Below are 16,917 nucleotides of genomic sequence, written 5' to 3' on the forward strand. Positions count from 1 at the left end.
CCTCGTGCTGAAGCGAGGACAACTATGAGCGAGTCGATGCCCGAGCCGGTCGCCGTGTCGCCGATGGATGCGCACAACCGGACGTTAGTGGCCAACGTGCACCCGGCCGACCGACCGAACCCCGAACCGGCGCCGCGCTACAATCTCGTGGTGATCGGCGCCGGCACCGCCGGATTGGTGACCGCGGCGGGCGCCGCCGCCCTCGGGGCCAAGGTCGCGCTGATCGAACGGCATCATCTTGGTGGCGATTGCCTCAACGTCGGCTGCGTGCCCTCGAAGTGCGTGATTCGTTCCTCGCGGGTCATCGGCGAGCTGCGTGATGCGGCGCAGCTCGGCATCGCCGTCCCTCCTGGCGCGCAGGCCGACTTCGCCGCGGTGATGGCGCGCATGCGCAAACTGCGCGCGCAGATCAGCCACCACGATTCGGTCGACCGGTTTCAGCGCGAACTCGGCATCGACGTCTTCCTCGGCCAGGCTCGCTTCAGCGGCCCCGACACGGTCGAAGTCGATGGCAAGACGCTGCGCTTCAAGCGAACGGTGATCGCTTCGGGCGCGCGCGCAGTTCATCCACCGGTGGAGGGATTGGCCGCAACCGGTTTCCTCACCAACGAGACGATATTCAACCTGACCGAGCTGCCGCGCCGCTTGGCGGTGATTGGCGGCGGGCCCATCGGCTGCGAGTTGTCGCAAGCGTTTCGGCGCTTGGGGTCAGAGGTCACGATCATCGAGATGGCGCCGCAGTTCCTCGTCCGCGAAGATCCTGACGCCGCCAAGATCCTCGCCGACACCTTCCAGCGCGAAGGCATTCACGTGAAGCTCAACACTGGGCTGGCGAGCGTGACCCGCGCGGGAAACGACAAGATCCTCCATCTCACCAATGGCAACACCACGGAGACCTTGGCCGTCGATGAGATCCTCGTCGGCGTCGGGCGCGCGCCCAACGTCGAGGGACTCAACCTCGAAGGCGTGGGCGTGAAATACAGCAAGCGCGGCATCGAGGTGAACGACAATTTACAGACCACCAATCCACGCATCTACGCGGCCGGCGACATCTGCATGGACACCAAGTTCACCCACGCCGCGGACTTTGCCGCCCGCATCGTGATTCAGAACACGCTGTTCTTCGGCCGCAAGAAGCTCAGCGGTCTGGTGATGCCGTGGTGTACCTACACCGACCCGGAGATCGCGCATGTCGGGATGTACGAGCGCGATGCGACGCAGCGGGGGATTGCGGTCGACACGTTCATCATGCCGCTGCGCGAAGTCGATCGCGCGGTCGCCGACGGGGACGAGGACGGGTTTGCGAAGGTTCACGTTAAGAAGGGCACGGACCAGATATTGGGCGCGACGGTGGTGGCGCGGCATGCCGGAGAGATGATCAACGAGATCACCCTGGCGATCGTCGGCAAGATCGGCCTCGGCACCATCGCCAACGTGATTCATCCGTATCCAACCCAAGCCGAGGCCATCCGCAAACTCGGCGACGCCTACAACCGCACGCGACTGACGCCGTTCGTCAAACGCTTGTTCCAGCGTTGGCTGGCCTGGACGCGCTAAGGGTATCGACGGTGATCGAGATGGTAACTACTTGCGCACCGATGCACCTAAGCAGCGTTGCCCTGGAACTGCATCATGACTTGCAAGGAATTAACTGAGCTCATCATCGACTACGTCGAAGGCGACCTGCCGTCGCCGGTGCTTGCCACCTTCGAAGCGCACCTCGCCGCGTGTCCGGAGTGCGTGGCGTATCTGCAGAGTTATCGTGAGACCATCGCGCTCGGTCGAGCGGCCGCGACGGCGTCCGACGACTCAGCCAGTGCCGATGTGCCCGAGGAACTGGTGCAAGCGATCGTCGCGGCTCACGCAAAACAGCGTGGCTGACAGTTTGACATTTCAAAGCGCGGCAACCATATTGGTTGCGTTATGGCTGCCATTACACTCAAAGCATTGTCTCCTTCGTTGCATCGCGCCCTTAAGACCCGCGCCTCGCGGCACAAGCGGAGCCTCAATCAGGAAGTGATCGCGGTGCTGGAGGAAGCCGTCGCACCCTCTCGCCGCGTCGACGTCGAGGCGATGTTGGCCAACGCGAAGCGCTTCCGAGATTCCCTCAAGTTCAAAGCCCGGCCCGCCGAGATCGATGCGCTCAAGCGTATAGGTCGCGCGTGATCGTCGTCGATACCAACGTACTCGCCTACCATTGGCTGCCCGGTCGCAGGGCGAGCGCGACAGAGGCATTGGCCCGACTCGATATGGAGTGGGCGGCACCGCTGCTGTGGCGATCGGAGTTCCGGAATGTCCTGGCGGGTTATATCCGCTCGGGCCGCCTGTCGGTCGCAGAGGCCGAACGCGCGGTGCGCCATGCCGCGAGCTCCCTGCTTGGCGGTGAGCACGTAGTGGCCGACGAGGCCGTGCTGGGCTTGGTCACCCGCTCCAAATGCTCCGCCTACGATTGCGAATTTGTGGCGCTGGCCGACGCACTCAACACGGTGCTCGTCACCGACGACAAGGCTCTGCTCGCTGCTTTTCCCAAACTCTGCCGCTCCCTCGACGACGCCATCCAAGGTCGCCTCCCCTCGTGACCGCTCCTCCTGCCCGCGCAAGCATCCGATCGCGAGACCGTCGCGGCGGACGCGAAAACGAGGAACCAATTGGTGGTGATTGCTGTTGTTGACGACCGTGGGCACGTGTTGCTGACGGCAAAGTGATTGGTGCTATTGAGTGAGTGGCAACACGCCGCAAATCGACGAAGACATCGCCCGCGCCGGCGCTGACGCGTTCAAGTAGATCCCGATCGGTGAAGAATATGTACTCGGTTCCCATCGCCCGCATGCCCGTTCTGTCGTGGCTGGTCTGCGTCGCATTGGGCGTCGTGCTGCTTCTCGTTCCGGGTCCCGCCACCGCGGGCTGTATTGGCGACTGCGATGACGACAACGCCGTGACCGTCGACGAATTGATTACCAGCGTTGGCATCGCGCTCGGTGGTCCGCTCAGCAACTGCCGCAACGCCGACGTTGACGGCGACCAGAGCGTCACGGTCGACGAGTTGATCGCAGCCGTCGACGTCGCGTTGAGTAGTTGCCCACCGCTGAACGCACCGACACCAACGCCGACATCAACGCGCCCAACGCTGTCGCCCACGACTACTCCAACCGCCACACCGACCGGACCCGACGATCTCGTTCCGCCAACCGGCTCGGCCCTGCCGCCGTGGCTGCAGGCCGGAAGGTATCGGCAATGGACGGCGGAGTCGTCGATTCATGCGTCAGGTGGACCGCACGGGGGATTCGTGCGGACCTTCTTGAACGACATCGTCTTGCAATCCCTCGCCGCAGGGAACGCCGCGCACCCGACGGGCGCAGCGCTGGTCAAGGAACTGTACGGATCGAGTGACGATACGCAACCCGAAGGCTGGGCGGTCGAGATCAAGGCGCGGGCCGACAGTGCCGGTGGGTCAGGGTGGTATTGGTACGAGGGCTACGGCACGTCAGCGTTCGCCAATGGATTGGGCGTGCCGGTGTGTACGGGCTGTCACGGCGCAGACTACCGGGCGTTTGTGAGCAAAGACTTCGTGCTGAGTCCCTACCCGCTACAGTAACGCCGAGCGCGGGAACTCGCGGACGCGAATGCGTGTTTGCAGGTCATGATCGAATTGGCAGGATGAGCGCAAACGTGTTCCAGCGAATGGTGGTGATCGCAGCCGTGTTCATGTCGGCGATCATTCCACTTTCCGCCGCCGCGGATGTCGGCATGCCGGCTCCCGAGATTGCGGCGAGCCGTTGGCTCAACTCGACACCCAAGAGCATCGCCGAACTGAAGGGGCGCGTGGCGCTGATCCACTTCTGGACCTTCGGTTGTTACAACTGCCGTAACGTCGAGCCCCACGTGAAGGAGTGGCACCGGCAGTACGCTGAGCGTGGGTTGACGGTCATCGGTGTGCACACACCGGAAACCGCCTACGAACGCGACGTCGCGAACGTCGAGCGCTACCTTCACGATCACGACATTCAGTATCCGATCGCGATCGATGGCGACTTCACCACCTGGAAGCGCTACGCGACCACCGCCTGGCCGACTTGGTATCTGATCGACAAGCGAGGCATCCTCCGACATGTGCACGTTGGTGAGGGCGCCTATGCCGAGACTGAGCACGAGATTCAGTCGCTGCTATCCGAGGATTGACGGAAGCCGCTGGCGATGAATTGTCCGCACCGCTGTCGTTGATCGCGCCGTCGTCATCGGGATTGCTTGATACCCATGACCTTCATTCGCGACGCGAGAGTCGTCGGCTTGAGACCGCTCACGCCTCACGCGATACGCGGCGCGCCGCCACCGTAGGAGTGAAGAAGATGCCACCACCAATTCGTCCGCCGTTCACCGCCGCCACGGCCCGCGCCAAGGTGCAGGCGGCGGAGGACGCCTGGAATACACGCGATCCGGAAGTCGTCGCGCGGGCCTACAGTGAAGATTCGCAGTGGCGCAATCGCACGGAATTTTTCGTCGGGCGCGCGGCGATCAAATCCTTCTTGCACCGCAAGTGGACCAAGGAGCTCGACTACCGTCTGATGAAAGAATTGTGGACGTTTACCGGCAACCGCATCTCCGTGCGCTTCGAGTACGAGTGGCGCGACGCCGATACCGATCAATGGTTCCGCACCCACGGCAACGAGCATTGGGAATTCGACGGCGACGGCCTCATGCGGCGCCGCGACATGAGCGCCAACGACATTCCGATTCAGGAATGCGATCGGCGCTATCGGGCGCCAACGGTCCAGTGAGGAGCAGTCATGTGGGTTGCTGAACTCTGGCGCTATCCGGTGAAGTCGATGGCCGGCGAACCACTGCGCACCGCGGAGATTCAGGCCGACGGCATCCGCGGCGATCGAGTCGTCCAGGTGCGTAACGACATGTCGGGACGCACCGTAACCTCCCGCAACCGACCAGGGCTCCTCGGTCATCAGGGGCGGCTCGACGCCAACGGCGAACCACTCGTCGATGGGCGACCGTGGAGGAGCGCCGAAGTCGCGCGCGACGTTGTCGCGGCGGCGGGCGATGGGACGCGGCTGGTTCATTTCGACGGCACCGAACGCTTCGACATCTTGCCGCTCCTGGTGGCCACCGACGGCGCGATCGCGGCGTTCGGCTACGACCGTCGCCGCCTGCGTCCCAATATCGTCGTCGGTGGTGTTCCGGGTCTGGCCGAGCGCGGGTGGGAAGGGCGCGTCCTGCGCATGGGCACTGTCGTCATCGGCGTGCAGGATCTGCGGCAGCGTTGCATCATGACGACCTTCGACCCTGACACCCTCGATCAGGATGTCGAGGTGCTCAAGCACATCCACCGCGAGTTCGGCGGCGCGCTCGCGCTCAATTGCTCCGTGCTGCGCGGCGGCACGCTGTCGGTCGGCGATGCGGTCGAACTTCTCGATCATTCGCCTCAGTGAACGCCCCTTCAGGAGGAAAGAGCACGCGCGACAGGGCACACCTCGTCAGGACAGACTCCGTAGTCGCAGACCCGGCAGACGGTGCGAGCCTGGTCCTCGCTCGCGACGAGGCTCGCGAGCATCTTGCTAACAAGATGACCGAGCTGCTGTTGCTCAGCTCCTTGCCGGTCCCTGTCTCTCCAGGATTGGTACCGTCGAACCCGTCCGGGCCACGGTTTCAACCATCGACAGCACTTGCGCGGTGCCCGAGCCGCACAAATCCCTGACGAATGCGGCGTCGGTCGGATGGGCAATGTCTCCTTCGGCGACGAACTGGATGACGATGTTATTGAAGGAAAGCCCGCGCGGACCCTCGATGCGGTCTGCGTCAATGGCTTGGGCGTTCCAGGGTGTACCGGGTTGTCACGGCGGAAACTACCTGGAATTTGTCAGCAAGGATTTTGTGTTGAGCCCCGAACGCCCTCGATGCGAGGACGTGGTCATACAAAAGGTGCTGCGAAGCCCCTTGATGAAACTATTCCAGCGTCCGGGCATCACAGCACAAAGGAGCAACTTATGATTCAACACAGGACAGCAACCATAAATGGCCTTTCGGTGTTCTACCGCGAGGCAGGAAACCGCAACTCTCCAAAGCTGGTGCTGCTGGGAGGTTTCCCGGCGTCCTCGCACCAGTTCCGCAATCTGATCCCGGCTCTCGCCGACAAGTTCCACGTCATCTCGCCCGACTACCCGGGATTCGGCAACACCGACATGCCCGACCCGGCCCAATTCCCGTACACCTTCGACAAGCTCGCCGAGGTCGTGGAAGGCCTGCTAGCGCAGATTGGCTTCGACCGCTTCGGCCTCTTCATGCAGGATTACGGAGGCCCCATTGGCTTCCGGATCGTCGGCCGCCATCCTGAATGGGCCGAGTGGCTTGTCCTGCAAAACACCAACGCCTACGAAGTCGGCTTCACGTCGGCGTGGGATGGGATCCGTCACGCCCTGTGGAAGAAGCGCGGTCCCGAAACCGAAGAGCCGCTGATGCCGTTTCTCGCACTCGATGGCATCAAAATGGTGTACCTCCACGGGCACCAGCGGCCTGAGCTGATCAGCCCCGACAACTGGAACATGGACTTCCGATTCATGGAGCGTCCGAACGCACGCCGCGTACAGCTCGACCTCTTCTACGACTACCGGACGAACGTCGATCTGTACCCAGCTTGGCAGAAGTTCCTGCGCGACCGTCAGCCAAAGACGCTGATCTTCTGGGGACAGAACGACATCTTCTTCACCCCCGAGGGTGGAGATGCATACCTGAAAGACCTGCCCAACGCCGAAATGCACCGGCTCGACTCCGGACACTTCGCGGTTGAAGACTGCCTTGACGCGATCGTAAGCAACATTCGGCGCTTCTACGACGAGAAGATGTCGCCAGCTCCCCGCACTGTGGCGATGCGGAAGACAGCGTAGCGACCAAATGCTCAGGTAGGGGCGGGTGCCCAGCGGTCAATGCACAATACGGCATCGCGGCACCTCCAAGGCGGGCGTGGACCACCGCCCCGCACACGCTCCGGAGGTTCCTACGTGGTTCGTTCTCTCCACCACTACTGCAAACGGAGGATCTGCCAATGACCAAGCACCGCGTTGTCACATTCGTAGCCGTAACCCTCGTATCCGTTCTGTTCCTAGCCGGTGGGCTTCAGGCCGCCAGTATGGACGGCGTCATGATGAAGGACGGGAAGATGATGATGATGAAGGACGGTAAGGTCGCCGGGGCGATGGAAAAGGAAATGACGATGTCCGACGGCACCAAGGTCATGATGGACGGGAAGGTGATGATGAAGGACGGTAAAGAGATGCACATGAAGGACGGTCAGATGATGATGATGGACGGCAAGATGATGGGTGGTGGCAAAGCGATGGGGATGGAGAAATAGCGAAGGCAGCAGTGTCCGCCGGCTTGCGGGTCAGGCACGTCGCCCGACTCTTGCCGGCACTGAAGGACTCGCTCGACTTCGTTTCCGCGCAATCGGAAGAGTGGTAGAACCCGAAGCCAGCCGAGGCGCAGCATACTCGAGCGTGGTCCGAACCCCGCCGAAGATCGACGGCAGAGAAAACGGTGGTTCAATGGCAATGACCGACCAAGCTGCCCGGAAGAGGGGGCGCCTCCAACCACTTCTGATTCGTTTCGCGCACTGGGCAAACGTTCCGCTACTTATCTTCATGGCCGGGAGCGGCCTGCAAATCTTCAAGGCATATCCGGCGCTGGGACCGCGCGGAGAGTTGTACGAGTGGTATCCGTTCCAAGAAGTGCCGCCCCCGGCCTGGGTGCGCTTCGGTGGATGGCTGGGCAGTGCCCGCCATTGGCACTTCGCGCTCGCCTGGTTGCTTGTCGGAAATGCTGTCATCTATCTGCTCTACGTCTGTACACGCGGCGAGTGGCGGCGGCGTGCCTTCCTGCCGCAGCGCGATACATGGAATGCGTTGCGCATGATCGGATACTATCTGCGGCTGCGTGCCGAGCCGCCAGCGGTCGACTTCTACAACGGGCTGCAACGCCTGGCGTACAGCTCCGCCATCGGGCTCGGACTTGTCGAGGTGCTCTCGGGCTTGGCCATCTACAAACCCGTGCAGCTCCACTGGCTCGCAGCCCTATTCGGCGGCTACGACGGGGCGCGCGCCGTCCATCTGATGGGGCTCGTTCTCCTGGTGCTGTTCACCGCCGCTCACCTCGTCATGGTCGCGCTGCACCCGCGCGCCATTCTCGACATGCTGACAGGAGGCCGCCGTGGCTAGCCAGATCACACGTCGCGCCGTTGTGACCGCAATCGCCGCAGGCTCGGTACTCGCGGCGATTGAGGGGCTGAGAGCTCGATCGACCTTTCTTCGCGTCATGGGGCGCTGGAACGAGCGTGTGGATCGCTTTGCGTTTTCTCGAGAGCGCCTGGCTCCCGAACCCAGTGCGGCCGACATGACCGAGGATGAGGACTTTCCAAGCTACTTCATCTCTCCCAGTATGCCGGTCGCACCAGATGATTGGGTGCTGAAGATCGGCGGACTGGTTGCCAACCCCGTCGCGTTGTCGCTCGACCAGTTGCGCGGGATGACACGAACGAACCTGCGCCTTCGACACCACTGCGTGGAAGGCTGGTCCGCGGTCGCTTCGTGGCACGGTGTGCGCCTCTGCGACATCGCCGAGGCGGTCGGCGTTGATCCCCGAGCGCGTTACGTCGAGTTCCGCTCGTTTGACGCCGGGTATTGGTCGTCATGGGATCGCGAGAGCGCCCTCCACAAGCAGACCATTCTCGCTTACGGTATGAACGGCGGCGACCTTTATCCCGATCACGGCGCGCCGTTGCGCCTCTACTCGGCGGTGAAGCTCGGCTACAAAATGGTCAAGTACCTCACCGAGGTTAATTTCCTCCCAGACCGCAGCGGCGGATACTGGGAAGATCAAGGCTACGAATGGTTTGGGGGCGTGTAGATTCATGTCTAAGGCCGGGCGTGTCTCGCGGCTCGCCCTTTTTGGGTCGTAAGGTGCTGCCGGCGGCGCAGGTGTCAGTGCTGATGCCGACTTAGCAGCTTTGCTGGTCGCCAAGGCTCGCGCGTTGGGCCGCGAGGCGAGCGGCGCTCCCTACGCCTGGTTCAGCGAAGGCTTCGACACGTGCGGCCCGAAGGACGCGAAGGCGCTGTGGGGAGAGCGCCCTATCCGATGGGCGCCGCAATCGGCTGGCATGCTCCATTCCGGCCACAGCCGTTTTGACTCAGCGGGTGGATGAGGAAGGTGCCTGCAGCCCCAGCTTCTTGAGGCGGCTGCGCAATGTGCTCGGCTGCAGTCCGAGGAGGCGCGCGGCGCCGTTCGGGCCTTCGATGACCCAGCTGCAGCGTTCGAGGATCGACAGAATGTGCTGCTTGCCTACCTCGTCGAGGCTACGGAGTTCAGATGTCTTGGGGTCCGGCGCGATGGCGGCGGGTGACTGGGGGGCTGAGCGTTGATCGCTTGGAGCGGCGACCACAAAATCCGGTCCGAGTTCGAGCATGGGTCCACTCGTCAACACCATGCTGCGCTCGATGATGTTCTGCAGCTCGCGGACGTTACCAGGCCAGTCGTAGGCCATCAGTTGCTCCATGGCTCGTTGCGATACCCCGTCGATGTGCTTAGTCATCTCCCGCGCGAAACGCTCGACGAAGAAATGCACCAAGAGCGGAATGTCCTCCCGGCGCTCGCGCAGCGCCGGCACGCGGATCGGCAACACGTTTACACGGAAGAACAGATCTGAGCGGAACCGACCTTGCGCCACCGCCTGCTGGAGGTCACGATTCGTCGCTGCGATCACACGGACATCCACCCGTCGCGTCTGGTTGCTACCGACCGGCTCGAACTCGCGCTCTTGCAACACGCGCAGGAGCTTCACTTGCGTCTCCGGCGCCAGCTCCCCGATCTCGTCTAGGAAGATGGTCCCTCCGTCCGCCAGCTCGAAGCGACCACTCCGCGCCGTCATCGCGCCGGTGAACGCACCTTTGACGTGACCGAACAGCTCGCTTTCCACGAGTCCCGCCGGGATCGCCGAGCAGTTCACTTTGACCAGCGGCCGCTCGCGTCTCGGGCTGCGATCGTGGATCGCCCGTGCGATGAGCTCTTTGCCGGTCCCCGTCTCGCCCAGAATCAGCACCGTCGAACTCGTCGGCGCTACGGTCTCGACCAGCGACAGCACCTGTCGCAGTTGCTGACTGCCGCCGACAATCTCGCGAAAGTTGTGGTCCTGCAGAATTTCCTCCTGCAGGTACACATTCTCCGCCGCCAACCGATCGCGCAGCTGTCGGACTTCCTCGTGTGCGAGACAGTCGTCCAGAGCCACCGCCACAGCGCCAGCCACCTGTTCGAGAAAATCGCGGCGCAAGCCCTCGTAGGCCCCTTTCCGCGCAGCCATGAAGAAGAGCACGCCCGGGCAGCGTTCGCCGCTCACCAGCGGCATCGCGCACAGCGATTCCATGCCCCCCTCGCTCATGACCCGGAACGTGATGGGAAAGCGTTCCCGCAGTTCGTCCCGCGAGGAGGTCACGACCCACTGACGATGCCGCAGGACCCAATCGCAGGCGGTTCCAGCTGCCGGCAGCACCGTGGGATGTGTCGGTTCTGCGTGCGCGCTCCGCGGTGTGAGAAGATGCCCCTGGAGTCGGTCGCCCTCAATGGGAAGCTCAATGCCGAAGCGCTCGGTCGGCACCAAATCCCGCAAGCACACGGCCATGGCGCCGAAGAGTTCGTCCCGCTCGAGGTGACGGCCGACGGCGGCGTTGACCTTGAGCAGCGCCTTGCGCTCCTGATCCAGGCGATCAAGCTGCTCAAACGCAAGGCAGCTGTCGAGCGCGATCGCCACCGAGTTTGCGATCTCGTCGAGCAAACGCTGGGGACAGCTTTCAAAGGCCCCCGTGGCGCGCGCCATAAATCCGAGTGCACCGAGGCAGCGGTCCTGCACCAGCAGCGGCAGGACGACAAGCGACTGCATACCCTCTTCGACGAGCCTTTGGTAAGTCGTCGGGAAACTCTCGCGGACTTGCTCCGGCGACGACACCACCATCGGCTGCCGGTACTGAACAACCCATGCCGCGACCGATTCTTCCGGAATGCGCTCACCCTCGAACAACTTCACCACACCGTGCACGGCGTAAACGCTGACTGCGGCTCCCTGCGAGTCGGGAACCAGGACGATGAGCCGCTCGGCAGGCAGCAGCCCCTCCATCTCTTCAGCGATCGCCCCGAAGAGCCCTTCGCGATCGCGGTGCTTACTCAATGCTTGGCTGATGCCCAGCAGCGCCGCCAACGTATCCTGAGGCAATTCAGGCTGACGATTCGTCTCATCAATCGTGATCGGGCGTTGGGCGCGATCGACGTGTAGCGCGCGCAGTGGCGGGGAGTGCTCGTGGGCCATACGTACGAATGGTTCTTGAACGGGCGCATTCTGACCGGGTCGTTGTGTTGATGCAAGCAGCGTCTATCACACAACAAAATCACGTTGTCTGCCATTGGTAGACCGCTCGAATTCCGGAGAGCGTCTGTGCCGCTGCTCGGACGTTCTCGATCCATCATCTCGACGTAGCGCGAAACCCCGCGGCCCCGGATGCATCGAAGGTGGCGGAGGATTGCGACCATGACGTCGTCCGTATATCGCTTGATTGCGCTGCCGCTTACGATCTTGATCGCCGGAGCGAGCGCTTCGGCGCAGATCATCGAGAGAAAGGGACTCACGCTGGATGGCGCCAACTTGGTCATCGCCGCCGCGACGGCCGAGGCCAAGAAGCTCAACGCGCCCGGCGGTGTGATCGCGGTCGTCGACGACGGCGGAAACCTCATGGCGTTGGCGCGGCTTGACGGTACCTTTGCGGCCGGAGCCAACATCTCCATCGGCAAGGCCCGTACCGCCGTCCTATTCAAGAAGCCCACGAAAGTTTTCGAGGACATCATCAACAAGGGCCGGACGGCGATGACGGCGCTCAATGACTTCACGCCGCTGCAGGGGGGCATTCCGATCGAAGTCGACGGCGCGATCGTCGGCGGCGTCGGGGTCAGTGGCGCCGCCAGCGCCGCGCAGGACGAGGAGCTGGCGATTGCCGGCGCTGCGGCTGCAAAGAGTTTCATGACGGCGGCTAGCGCGAGCGTGCCGCCGGCAGTTTCGTTCTTCAACAAAGACGCGGTGGCGCAAGCCTTCGCCAAGGGGGCCGTGTTGTTCGACGGCGCGGGCCGTAACTACATGGTGCACGCCAGCCGCCGCGACAAGCCGGGCCTGGTCGAGATCCACACCAAGGACACCGACATCATTTACGTGCTCGACGGCGGCGCGACGTTCGTAACCGGCGGGACCATCGTCGACGGCAAAAGCACCGAGCCCGACGAAATCCGCGGCGCCAGCATCCGTGACGGCGACACGCGCCACATCGCGAAGGGCGACGTCATCATCGTTCCCAACGGGACGCCGCACTGGTTCCGTGAAGTGCCGGGTGTGCTGACGTACTACGTCGTGAAGGTTCGCTGATGTGCGATTGGCGTCGCATCCGGCGTAGGGGCGAGGCATGCCTCGCCCTCTTCTCGTTGCGCCGCGCGTTGCCGGAGGGCGACGCATGCGTCGCCCCTACAGCAAGAAGGATTGGTGATGAAGATGAAGACGTGTGATCGCTTGTTGCTTGGCATGGCGATCGTCGTCGGCTGTGCGGGCGCGGTCCGCGCGCAGAATGCGGCTGCGGTTCCTTCCGGATCGCCTGCCGCAACCATCGATCTCGCGACGGTCGATGGCGCGAGGCTGGTGAACGGAGAGTGGCGCTACAGCGACACCAAGATCATCGACGTCGATTTCAAAGCGCCGGGGCCGGACGGCCAGCCGACGGGAAGCCCGATCAAAACCTACGACTACACGCCGCACGCCGGTGGCGGGGATTTCGACGACTCCAAGTGGGAGACCATCGGCGCAACCACGCTGAGCGAGCGCCGCGGCGCCGGCCGTCTGTGCTTTAACTGGTACCGGATCAAGCTCACCGTTCCCGAGCGGATCGGTGAGTACAATCCAACCGGCGCCACCGTCGTCTTCGAGACCTCCGTGGACGACTATGCCGAAGTGTGGGTCGATGGCGAGTTGCCCCGCGCGCTTGGACAGATGGGCGGATCCGTCATCAGCGGCTGGAACGCATCGAACCGTCTCGTCGTCGGCCGCAACGTGAGGCCCGGGCAACAGATCCAACTCGCCGTGTTCGGCGCCAACGGTCCGTTGTCCAATCCGCCGACGAACTTCATCTACATGCGCTTCGCCAAGCTCGAATTCTATCCCGGCGCGCACGGCCCGGTGGCGATTATCCCGAGCGAAGTCAATGTCGAAGTCGTGCGCATCGATCCGGCGATCGATGTCATCGTCGGTGTCAATCCCAAGATCTTCAAACTCGCCGAAGGCTTCAAATTCACCGAAGGTCCGATCTGGGTGCGCGACGGCGCGTATCTGCTGTTCAGCGATCCCAACAGCAACATCATCTACAAGTACAGCAAGGACGGACAGCTCTCGGTGTTCCGCCAGCCCAGCGGCTACGACGGCGCCGACATCGCCGAGTACGGTCAGCCGGGATCGAATGGACTCACGCTCGACAAGCAAGGGCGGCTGACGATCAACGAGCACGGCAATCATCGCGTCACGCGTCTCGAAAGGAACGGCCAGCTCGTCGTGCTCGCGGATCGCTACGACGGCAAGCGGCTGAACAGTCCGAACGACCTCGTCTACAAGTCCGACGGCGCGCTGTACTTCACCGACCCGCCATTCGGGCTGCCAAAGTTCTTCGACGATCCACGCAAGGAATTGCCGTTCAGCGGCGTCTTCCGTATTGCCGACGGCAAGCTGCAACTGGTCAGCAAAGATCTCAAGGGGCCCAACGGTCTCGCCTTCTCGCCCGATGAGAAGTATTTCTACCTCACCGATTGGGATGAACAGAAGAAGGTGGTCATGCGCTACGAAGTGAAGGCAGACGGTACGCTGGCGAATGGCGAGGTGTTCTTCGACATGACCAGCGCTCCTGGTGATGATGCGCTCGACGGGGTGAAGGTCGATCAGCAGGGCAATCTCTACGTGTCGGGTCCGGGCGGACTGTGGGTGCTGTCGCCCGCCGGCAAGCACCTCGGCACCATCATTGCGCCGAAGCACGTGCACAACATGGCGTGGGGCGATGAGGACGCGAAGACGTTGTACCTCTGCGGTCGCAGCGCTCTGTATCGCATGCGGCTCAACATTGCTGGAGTCCGCCCGTGATGAGCCGCACACGAGAGGCACGAACATGAAGACCATTGAAACCACTCGCCCGTCGACAACGCGCCGCCCGCCATCGAATGCGCTAGCCGAGCGCGAGCGCTTGGCCGAAGACACGCGTGGCGAGCGCCGTTGGAAGCAGTGGGGTCCGTACCTCAGCGAGCGCCAGTGGGGCACGGTTCGCGAGGACTACAGCCCGCACGGCAACGCCTGGGAGTACCTCTCGCACGACGCCGCGCGCAGCCGCGCCTATCGCTGGGGCGAGGACGGCATCGCCGGTATCAGCGATAACCAGCAGCGGCTGTGCCTCGCCGTGGCGCTATGGAATGGCCGCGATCCAATTTTGAAAGAGCGCCTGTTCGGCTTGACCAACAGCGAGGGCAACCACGGCGAAGACGTGAAGGAACTCTATTACTACCTCGACGCCACGCCGACGCATTCCTATCTGAAGCTGCTCTACAAGTATCCGCAGCGCGAGTTCCCCTACCACTGGCTGGTGGAGGAGAACCGCCGCCGCGGCAAAGATCAACCGGAGTTCGAGCTGATCGATACCGGCGTCTTCGACGACGATCGTTACTTCGATGTGTTCGTCGAGTACGCCAAGGCCGGGCCCGACGACATGGTGATGCGCGTGACCGCGCACAACCGCGGCCCGGAGTCGGCGGACATTCACGTGCTGCCGCAGCTCTGGTTTCGCAACGCCTGGACGTGGGATGGCGTCTCCGCCAAGCCCGATCTTGGTCTGGTGCAAGAGAATACGACCGCGGCGCGCCACGCGGAGCTTGGAACCTACTATCTCTATACGGATGGCGCGCCAGAGCTGTTGTTCGCTGACAACGAAACGAACACGCTGCGGCTGTTCGGTGGCAATGGCGCGGCTGGACATTTCAAGGACGCCTTTCACGACTGCGTAGTCGGCGGCGATCGGGCCGCAGTGAATCCCGCGCAACGCGGGACCAAGGCCGCCGCTCACTACACCTTGACCGCGCCAGCGGGCGGTGCGGTGTCGGTCCGGGTCCGTTTGACGGCGCAACCGATGACGCGCCCCTTCGACGACTTCGATGCGTGCTTCGACGACCGACAACGCGAAGCCGATGAGTTTTACGCCGACTTGCAGAAAGACATCGCCGATGCGGATGCGCGCAGTGTTCAGCGCCAGGCGTTTGCGGGAATGATCTGGAGCAAGCAGTTCTTCTATTACGATGTGCCCGTGTGGCTGGCCGGCGACCCGGCGCAACCCGCGCCGCCGCCCGAGCGTCGCCACGGCCGCAACAGCGAGTGGCAGCATCTCAACAACGCCGACATCATCTCGATGCCCGACAAATGGGAGTACCCGTGGTACGCCGCATGGGACCTGGCGTTCCATTGCATCTCGCTCGCCTTGGTCGATCCGGAGTTCGCCAAGTCGCAACTCCTGTTGCTCACGCGCGAGTGGTACATGCACCCCAACGGCCAACTGCCGGCATACGAATGGGCCTTCGGCGACGTCAATCCGCCGGTGCATGCGTGGGCCACGTGGCGCGTCTTCGAGATGGACCGCACGCAACGCGGTGACGCCGGCGATCTCGGCTTCCTCGAACGCGTCTTTCACAAGTTGATGCTGAACTTCACGTGGTGGGTGAACCGCAAGGACGCCGGCGGGCGCAACATCTTTCAAGGTGGCTTCCTCGGGCTCGACAACATCGGGGTCTTCGACCGCAGCGCGCCACTGCCCACCGGCGGCTACATCAATCAGTCGGACGGCACGAGCTGGATGGCGATGTACAGCCTCAATCTGATGCGCATCGCGCTCGAGTTGGCGCAGCACAACCCCGTCTACGAAGACATCGCCACCAAATTCTTCGAGCACTTTCTGCAAATCGCCGAGGCGATGAACAACGCCTGCGGCATCGATCTGTGGGACGACCAGGATGAGTTCTACTACGACGTACTCAATCTCCCTGACAACACGCTCATTCCATTGCGGCTGCGCTCGATGGTTGGTCTGATCCCGATGTTTGCGGTTGAGACCCTCGATCCCGAGCTGCTCGACAAGGTACCGGAGTTCCGCAAGCGGCTCGAATGGTTTCTGAACTACCGCCCGGATTTGGCGCGGCTGGTGTCGCGTTGGCAGGAGCCCGGCCACGGCGACCGCCGTCTGCTCTCGCTGCTGCGTGGCCACCGCATGAAGTGTTTGCTCAAACGGATGCTAGACGAAACCGAGTTTCTGTCCGACTACGGCATCCGCTCACTATCGCGTCAGCATCGCGACCAACCGTACGCGCTCGCGTTCGGCGGTCAGTCGTTCTCGGTCGGCTACCAACCGGCCGAGTCAACCTCGGGGTTGTTTGGCGGCAACTCGAACTGGCGCGGACCGATCTGGTTCCCGGTGAACTACTTGCTCATCGAGTCGCTGCGGAAGTTTCACTATTACTACAGCGATGATTTCAAGGTGGAGTGTCCGACCGGATCGGGGAACTTCGTCACCATCAATGAAGTTGCCGACGAACTCTCGCGTCGCCTGTCGCGTATCTTTCTGCGCGACGCCAACGGCCGCCGGCCGGTGTTTGGGCGCGCCGAGAAGCTGCAGAACGATCCGCACTTCCGCGACTACGTTCCCTTCCACGAGTACTTCGACGGCGACACCGGGCGCGGCACCGGCGCCTCGCACCAAACCGGCTGGACCGGCTTGGTGGCGAAGCTGCTGCAGCCGCGAGCCGGCTGACTAGGCGATGGGGTCG

The 16,917-nt window shown here is 62.9% G+C and carries 16 protein-coding genes; 15 read left to right on the forward strand and 1 reads right to left on the reverse strand.

Annotated elements, in window-relative coordinates:
- Nucleotides 1-24 precede the first annotated feature (24 nt).
- From HYR72_10560 to HYR72_10615, 12 genes are all read left to right on the forward strand, one after another.
- Nucleotides 25-1,557, forward strand: coding sequence for a mercuric reductase (locus HYR72_10560; GenBank protein ID MBI1815410.1), 1,533 nt, complete (start codon nucleotides 25-27; stop codon nucleotides 1,555-1,557).
- Nucleotides 1,558-1,632: 75 nt separating this feature from the next.
- Nucleotides 1,633-1,881, forward strand: coding sequence for a zf-HC2 domain-containing protein (locus HYR72_10565; GenBank protein MBI1815411.1), 249 nt, complete (start codon nucleotides 1,633-1,635; stop codon nucleotides 1,879-1,881).
- Nucleotides 1,882-1,923: 42 nt separating this feature from the next.
- Nucleotides 1,924-2,166, forward strand: a complete 243-nt coding sequence (locus HYR72_10570) for a hypothetical protein (protein MBI1815412.1) — start codon at nucleotides 1,924-1,926, stop codon at nucleotides 2,164-2,166.
- On the forward strand, nucleotides 2,163-2,579 hold the full coding sequence (locus HYR72_10575; GenBank protein ID MBI1815413.1) for a type II toxin-antitoxin system VapC family toxin: 417 nt from the start codon (nucleotides 2,163-2,165) through the stop codon (nucleotides 2,577-2,579). Before HYR72_10570 ends, HYR72_10575 begins: the two co-directional genes overlap by 4 nt.
- Before the next feature lie 215 nt (nucleotides 2,580-2,794).
- Complete coding sequence (locus tag HYR72_10580) at nucleotides 2,795-3,595, forward strand: hypothetical protein (protein MBI1815414.1); 801 nt, start codon at nucleotides 2,795-2,797, stop codon at nucleotides 3,593-3,595.
- A 74-nt stretch (nucleotides 3,596-3,669) separates the two neighbouring features.
- Nucleotides 3,670-4,179 carry a redoxin domain-containing protein gene (locus tag HYR72_10585; GenBank protein MBI1815415.1) on the forward strand — a complete coding sequence of 170 codons (510 nt, stop codon included), beginning with the start codon at nucleotides 3,670-3,672 and terminating at the stop codon, nucleotides 4,177-4,179.
- Nucleotides 4,180-4,346: 167 nt separating this feature from the next.
- Nucleotides 4,347-4,775 (forward strand): nuclear transport factor 2 family protein, encoded by a 429-nt coding sequence (locus tag HYR72_10590; protein ID MBI1815416.1) that lies wholly within the window; start codon nucleotides 4,347-4,349, stop codon nucleotides 4,773-4,775.
- 9 nt (nucleotides 4,776-4,784) lie between these two features.
- A complete protein-coding gene (locus HYR72_10595; protein ID MBI1815417.1) occupies nucleotides 4,785-5,438 on the forward strand; it encodes an MOSC N-terminal beta barrel domain-containing protein in 654 nt (217 codons plus the stop codon).
- Nucleotides 5,439-5,993: 555 nt separating this feature from the next.
- Nucleotides 5,994-6,890, forward strand: a complete 897-nt coding sequence (locus HYR72_10600) for an alpha/beta hydrolase (GenBank protein MBI1815418.1) — start codon at nucleotides 5,994-5,996, stop codon at nucleotides 6,888-6,890.
- 158 nt (nucleotides 6,891-7,048) lie between these two features.
- Complete coding sequence (locus tag HYR72_10605; GenBank protein ID MBI1815419.1) at nucleotides 7,049-7,357, forward strand: hypothetical protein; 309 nt, start codon at nucleotides 7,049-7,051, stop codon at nucleotides 7,355-7,357.
- Nucleotides 7,358-7,553: 196 nt separating this feature from the next.
- Complete coding sequence (locus HYR72_10610; GenBank protein ID MBI1815420.1) at nucleotides 7,554-8,216, forward strand: cytochrome b/b6 domain-containing protein; 663 nt, start codon at nucleotides 7,554-7,556, stop codon at nucleotides 8,214-8,216.
- 97 nt (nucleotides 8,217-8,313) lie between these two features.
- Entirely contained in the window at nucleotides 8,314-8,904 is a 591-nt protein-coding gene (locus tag HYR72_10615; protein MBI1815421.1) for a molybdopterin-dependent oxidoreductase, read from the forward strand.
- A 280-nt stretch (nucleotides 8,905-9,184) separates the two neighbouring features.
- Here the strand turns inward: HYR72_10615 and HYR72_10620 are convergent, their stop codons facing one another.
- On the reverse strand, nucleotides 9,185-11,350 hold the full coding sequence (locus HYR72_10620; protein MBI1815422.1) for a sigma 54-interacting transcriptional regulator: 2,166 nt from the start codon (nucleotides 11,348-11,350) through the stop codon (nucleotides 9,185-9,187).
- A 219-nt stretch (nucleotides 11,351-11,569) separates the two neighbouring features.
- Here HYR72_10620 and HYR72_10625 point away from each other — a divergent pair, with 219 nt between their 5' ends.
- From HYR72_10625 to HYR72_10635, 3 genes are all read left to right on the forward strand, one after another.
- The gene (locus HYR72_10625) at nucleotides 11,570-12,451 is read left to right on the forward strand and encodes a heme-binding protein (GenBank protein MBI1815423.1); all 882 of its coding nucleotides are present in this window, start codon (nucleotides 11,570-11,572) and stop codon (nucleotides 12,449-12,451) included.
- Nucleotides 12,452-13,207: 756 nt separating this feature from the next.
- Entirely contained in the window at nucleotides 13,208-14,200 is a 993-nt protein-coding gene (locus HYR72_10630) for an SMP-30/gluconolactonase/LRE family protein (protein MBI1815424.1), read from the forward strand.
- Between the two features lie 25 nt (nucleotides 14,201-14,225).
- Complete coding sequence (locus HYR72_10635; GenBank protein MBI1815425.1) at nucleotides 14,226-16,901, forward strand: glucosidase; 2,676 nt, start codon at nucleotides 14,226-14,228, stop codon at nucleotides 16,899-16,901.
- Nucleotides 16,902-16,917 lie beyond the last annotated feature (16 nt).

The sequence above is a fragment of the Deltaproteobacteria bacterium genome (assembly GCA_016178705.1).
Taxonomy (GTDB): domain Bacteria; phylum Desulfobacterota; class Binatia; order HRBIN30; family JACQVA1; genus JACOST01.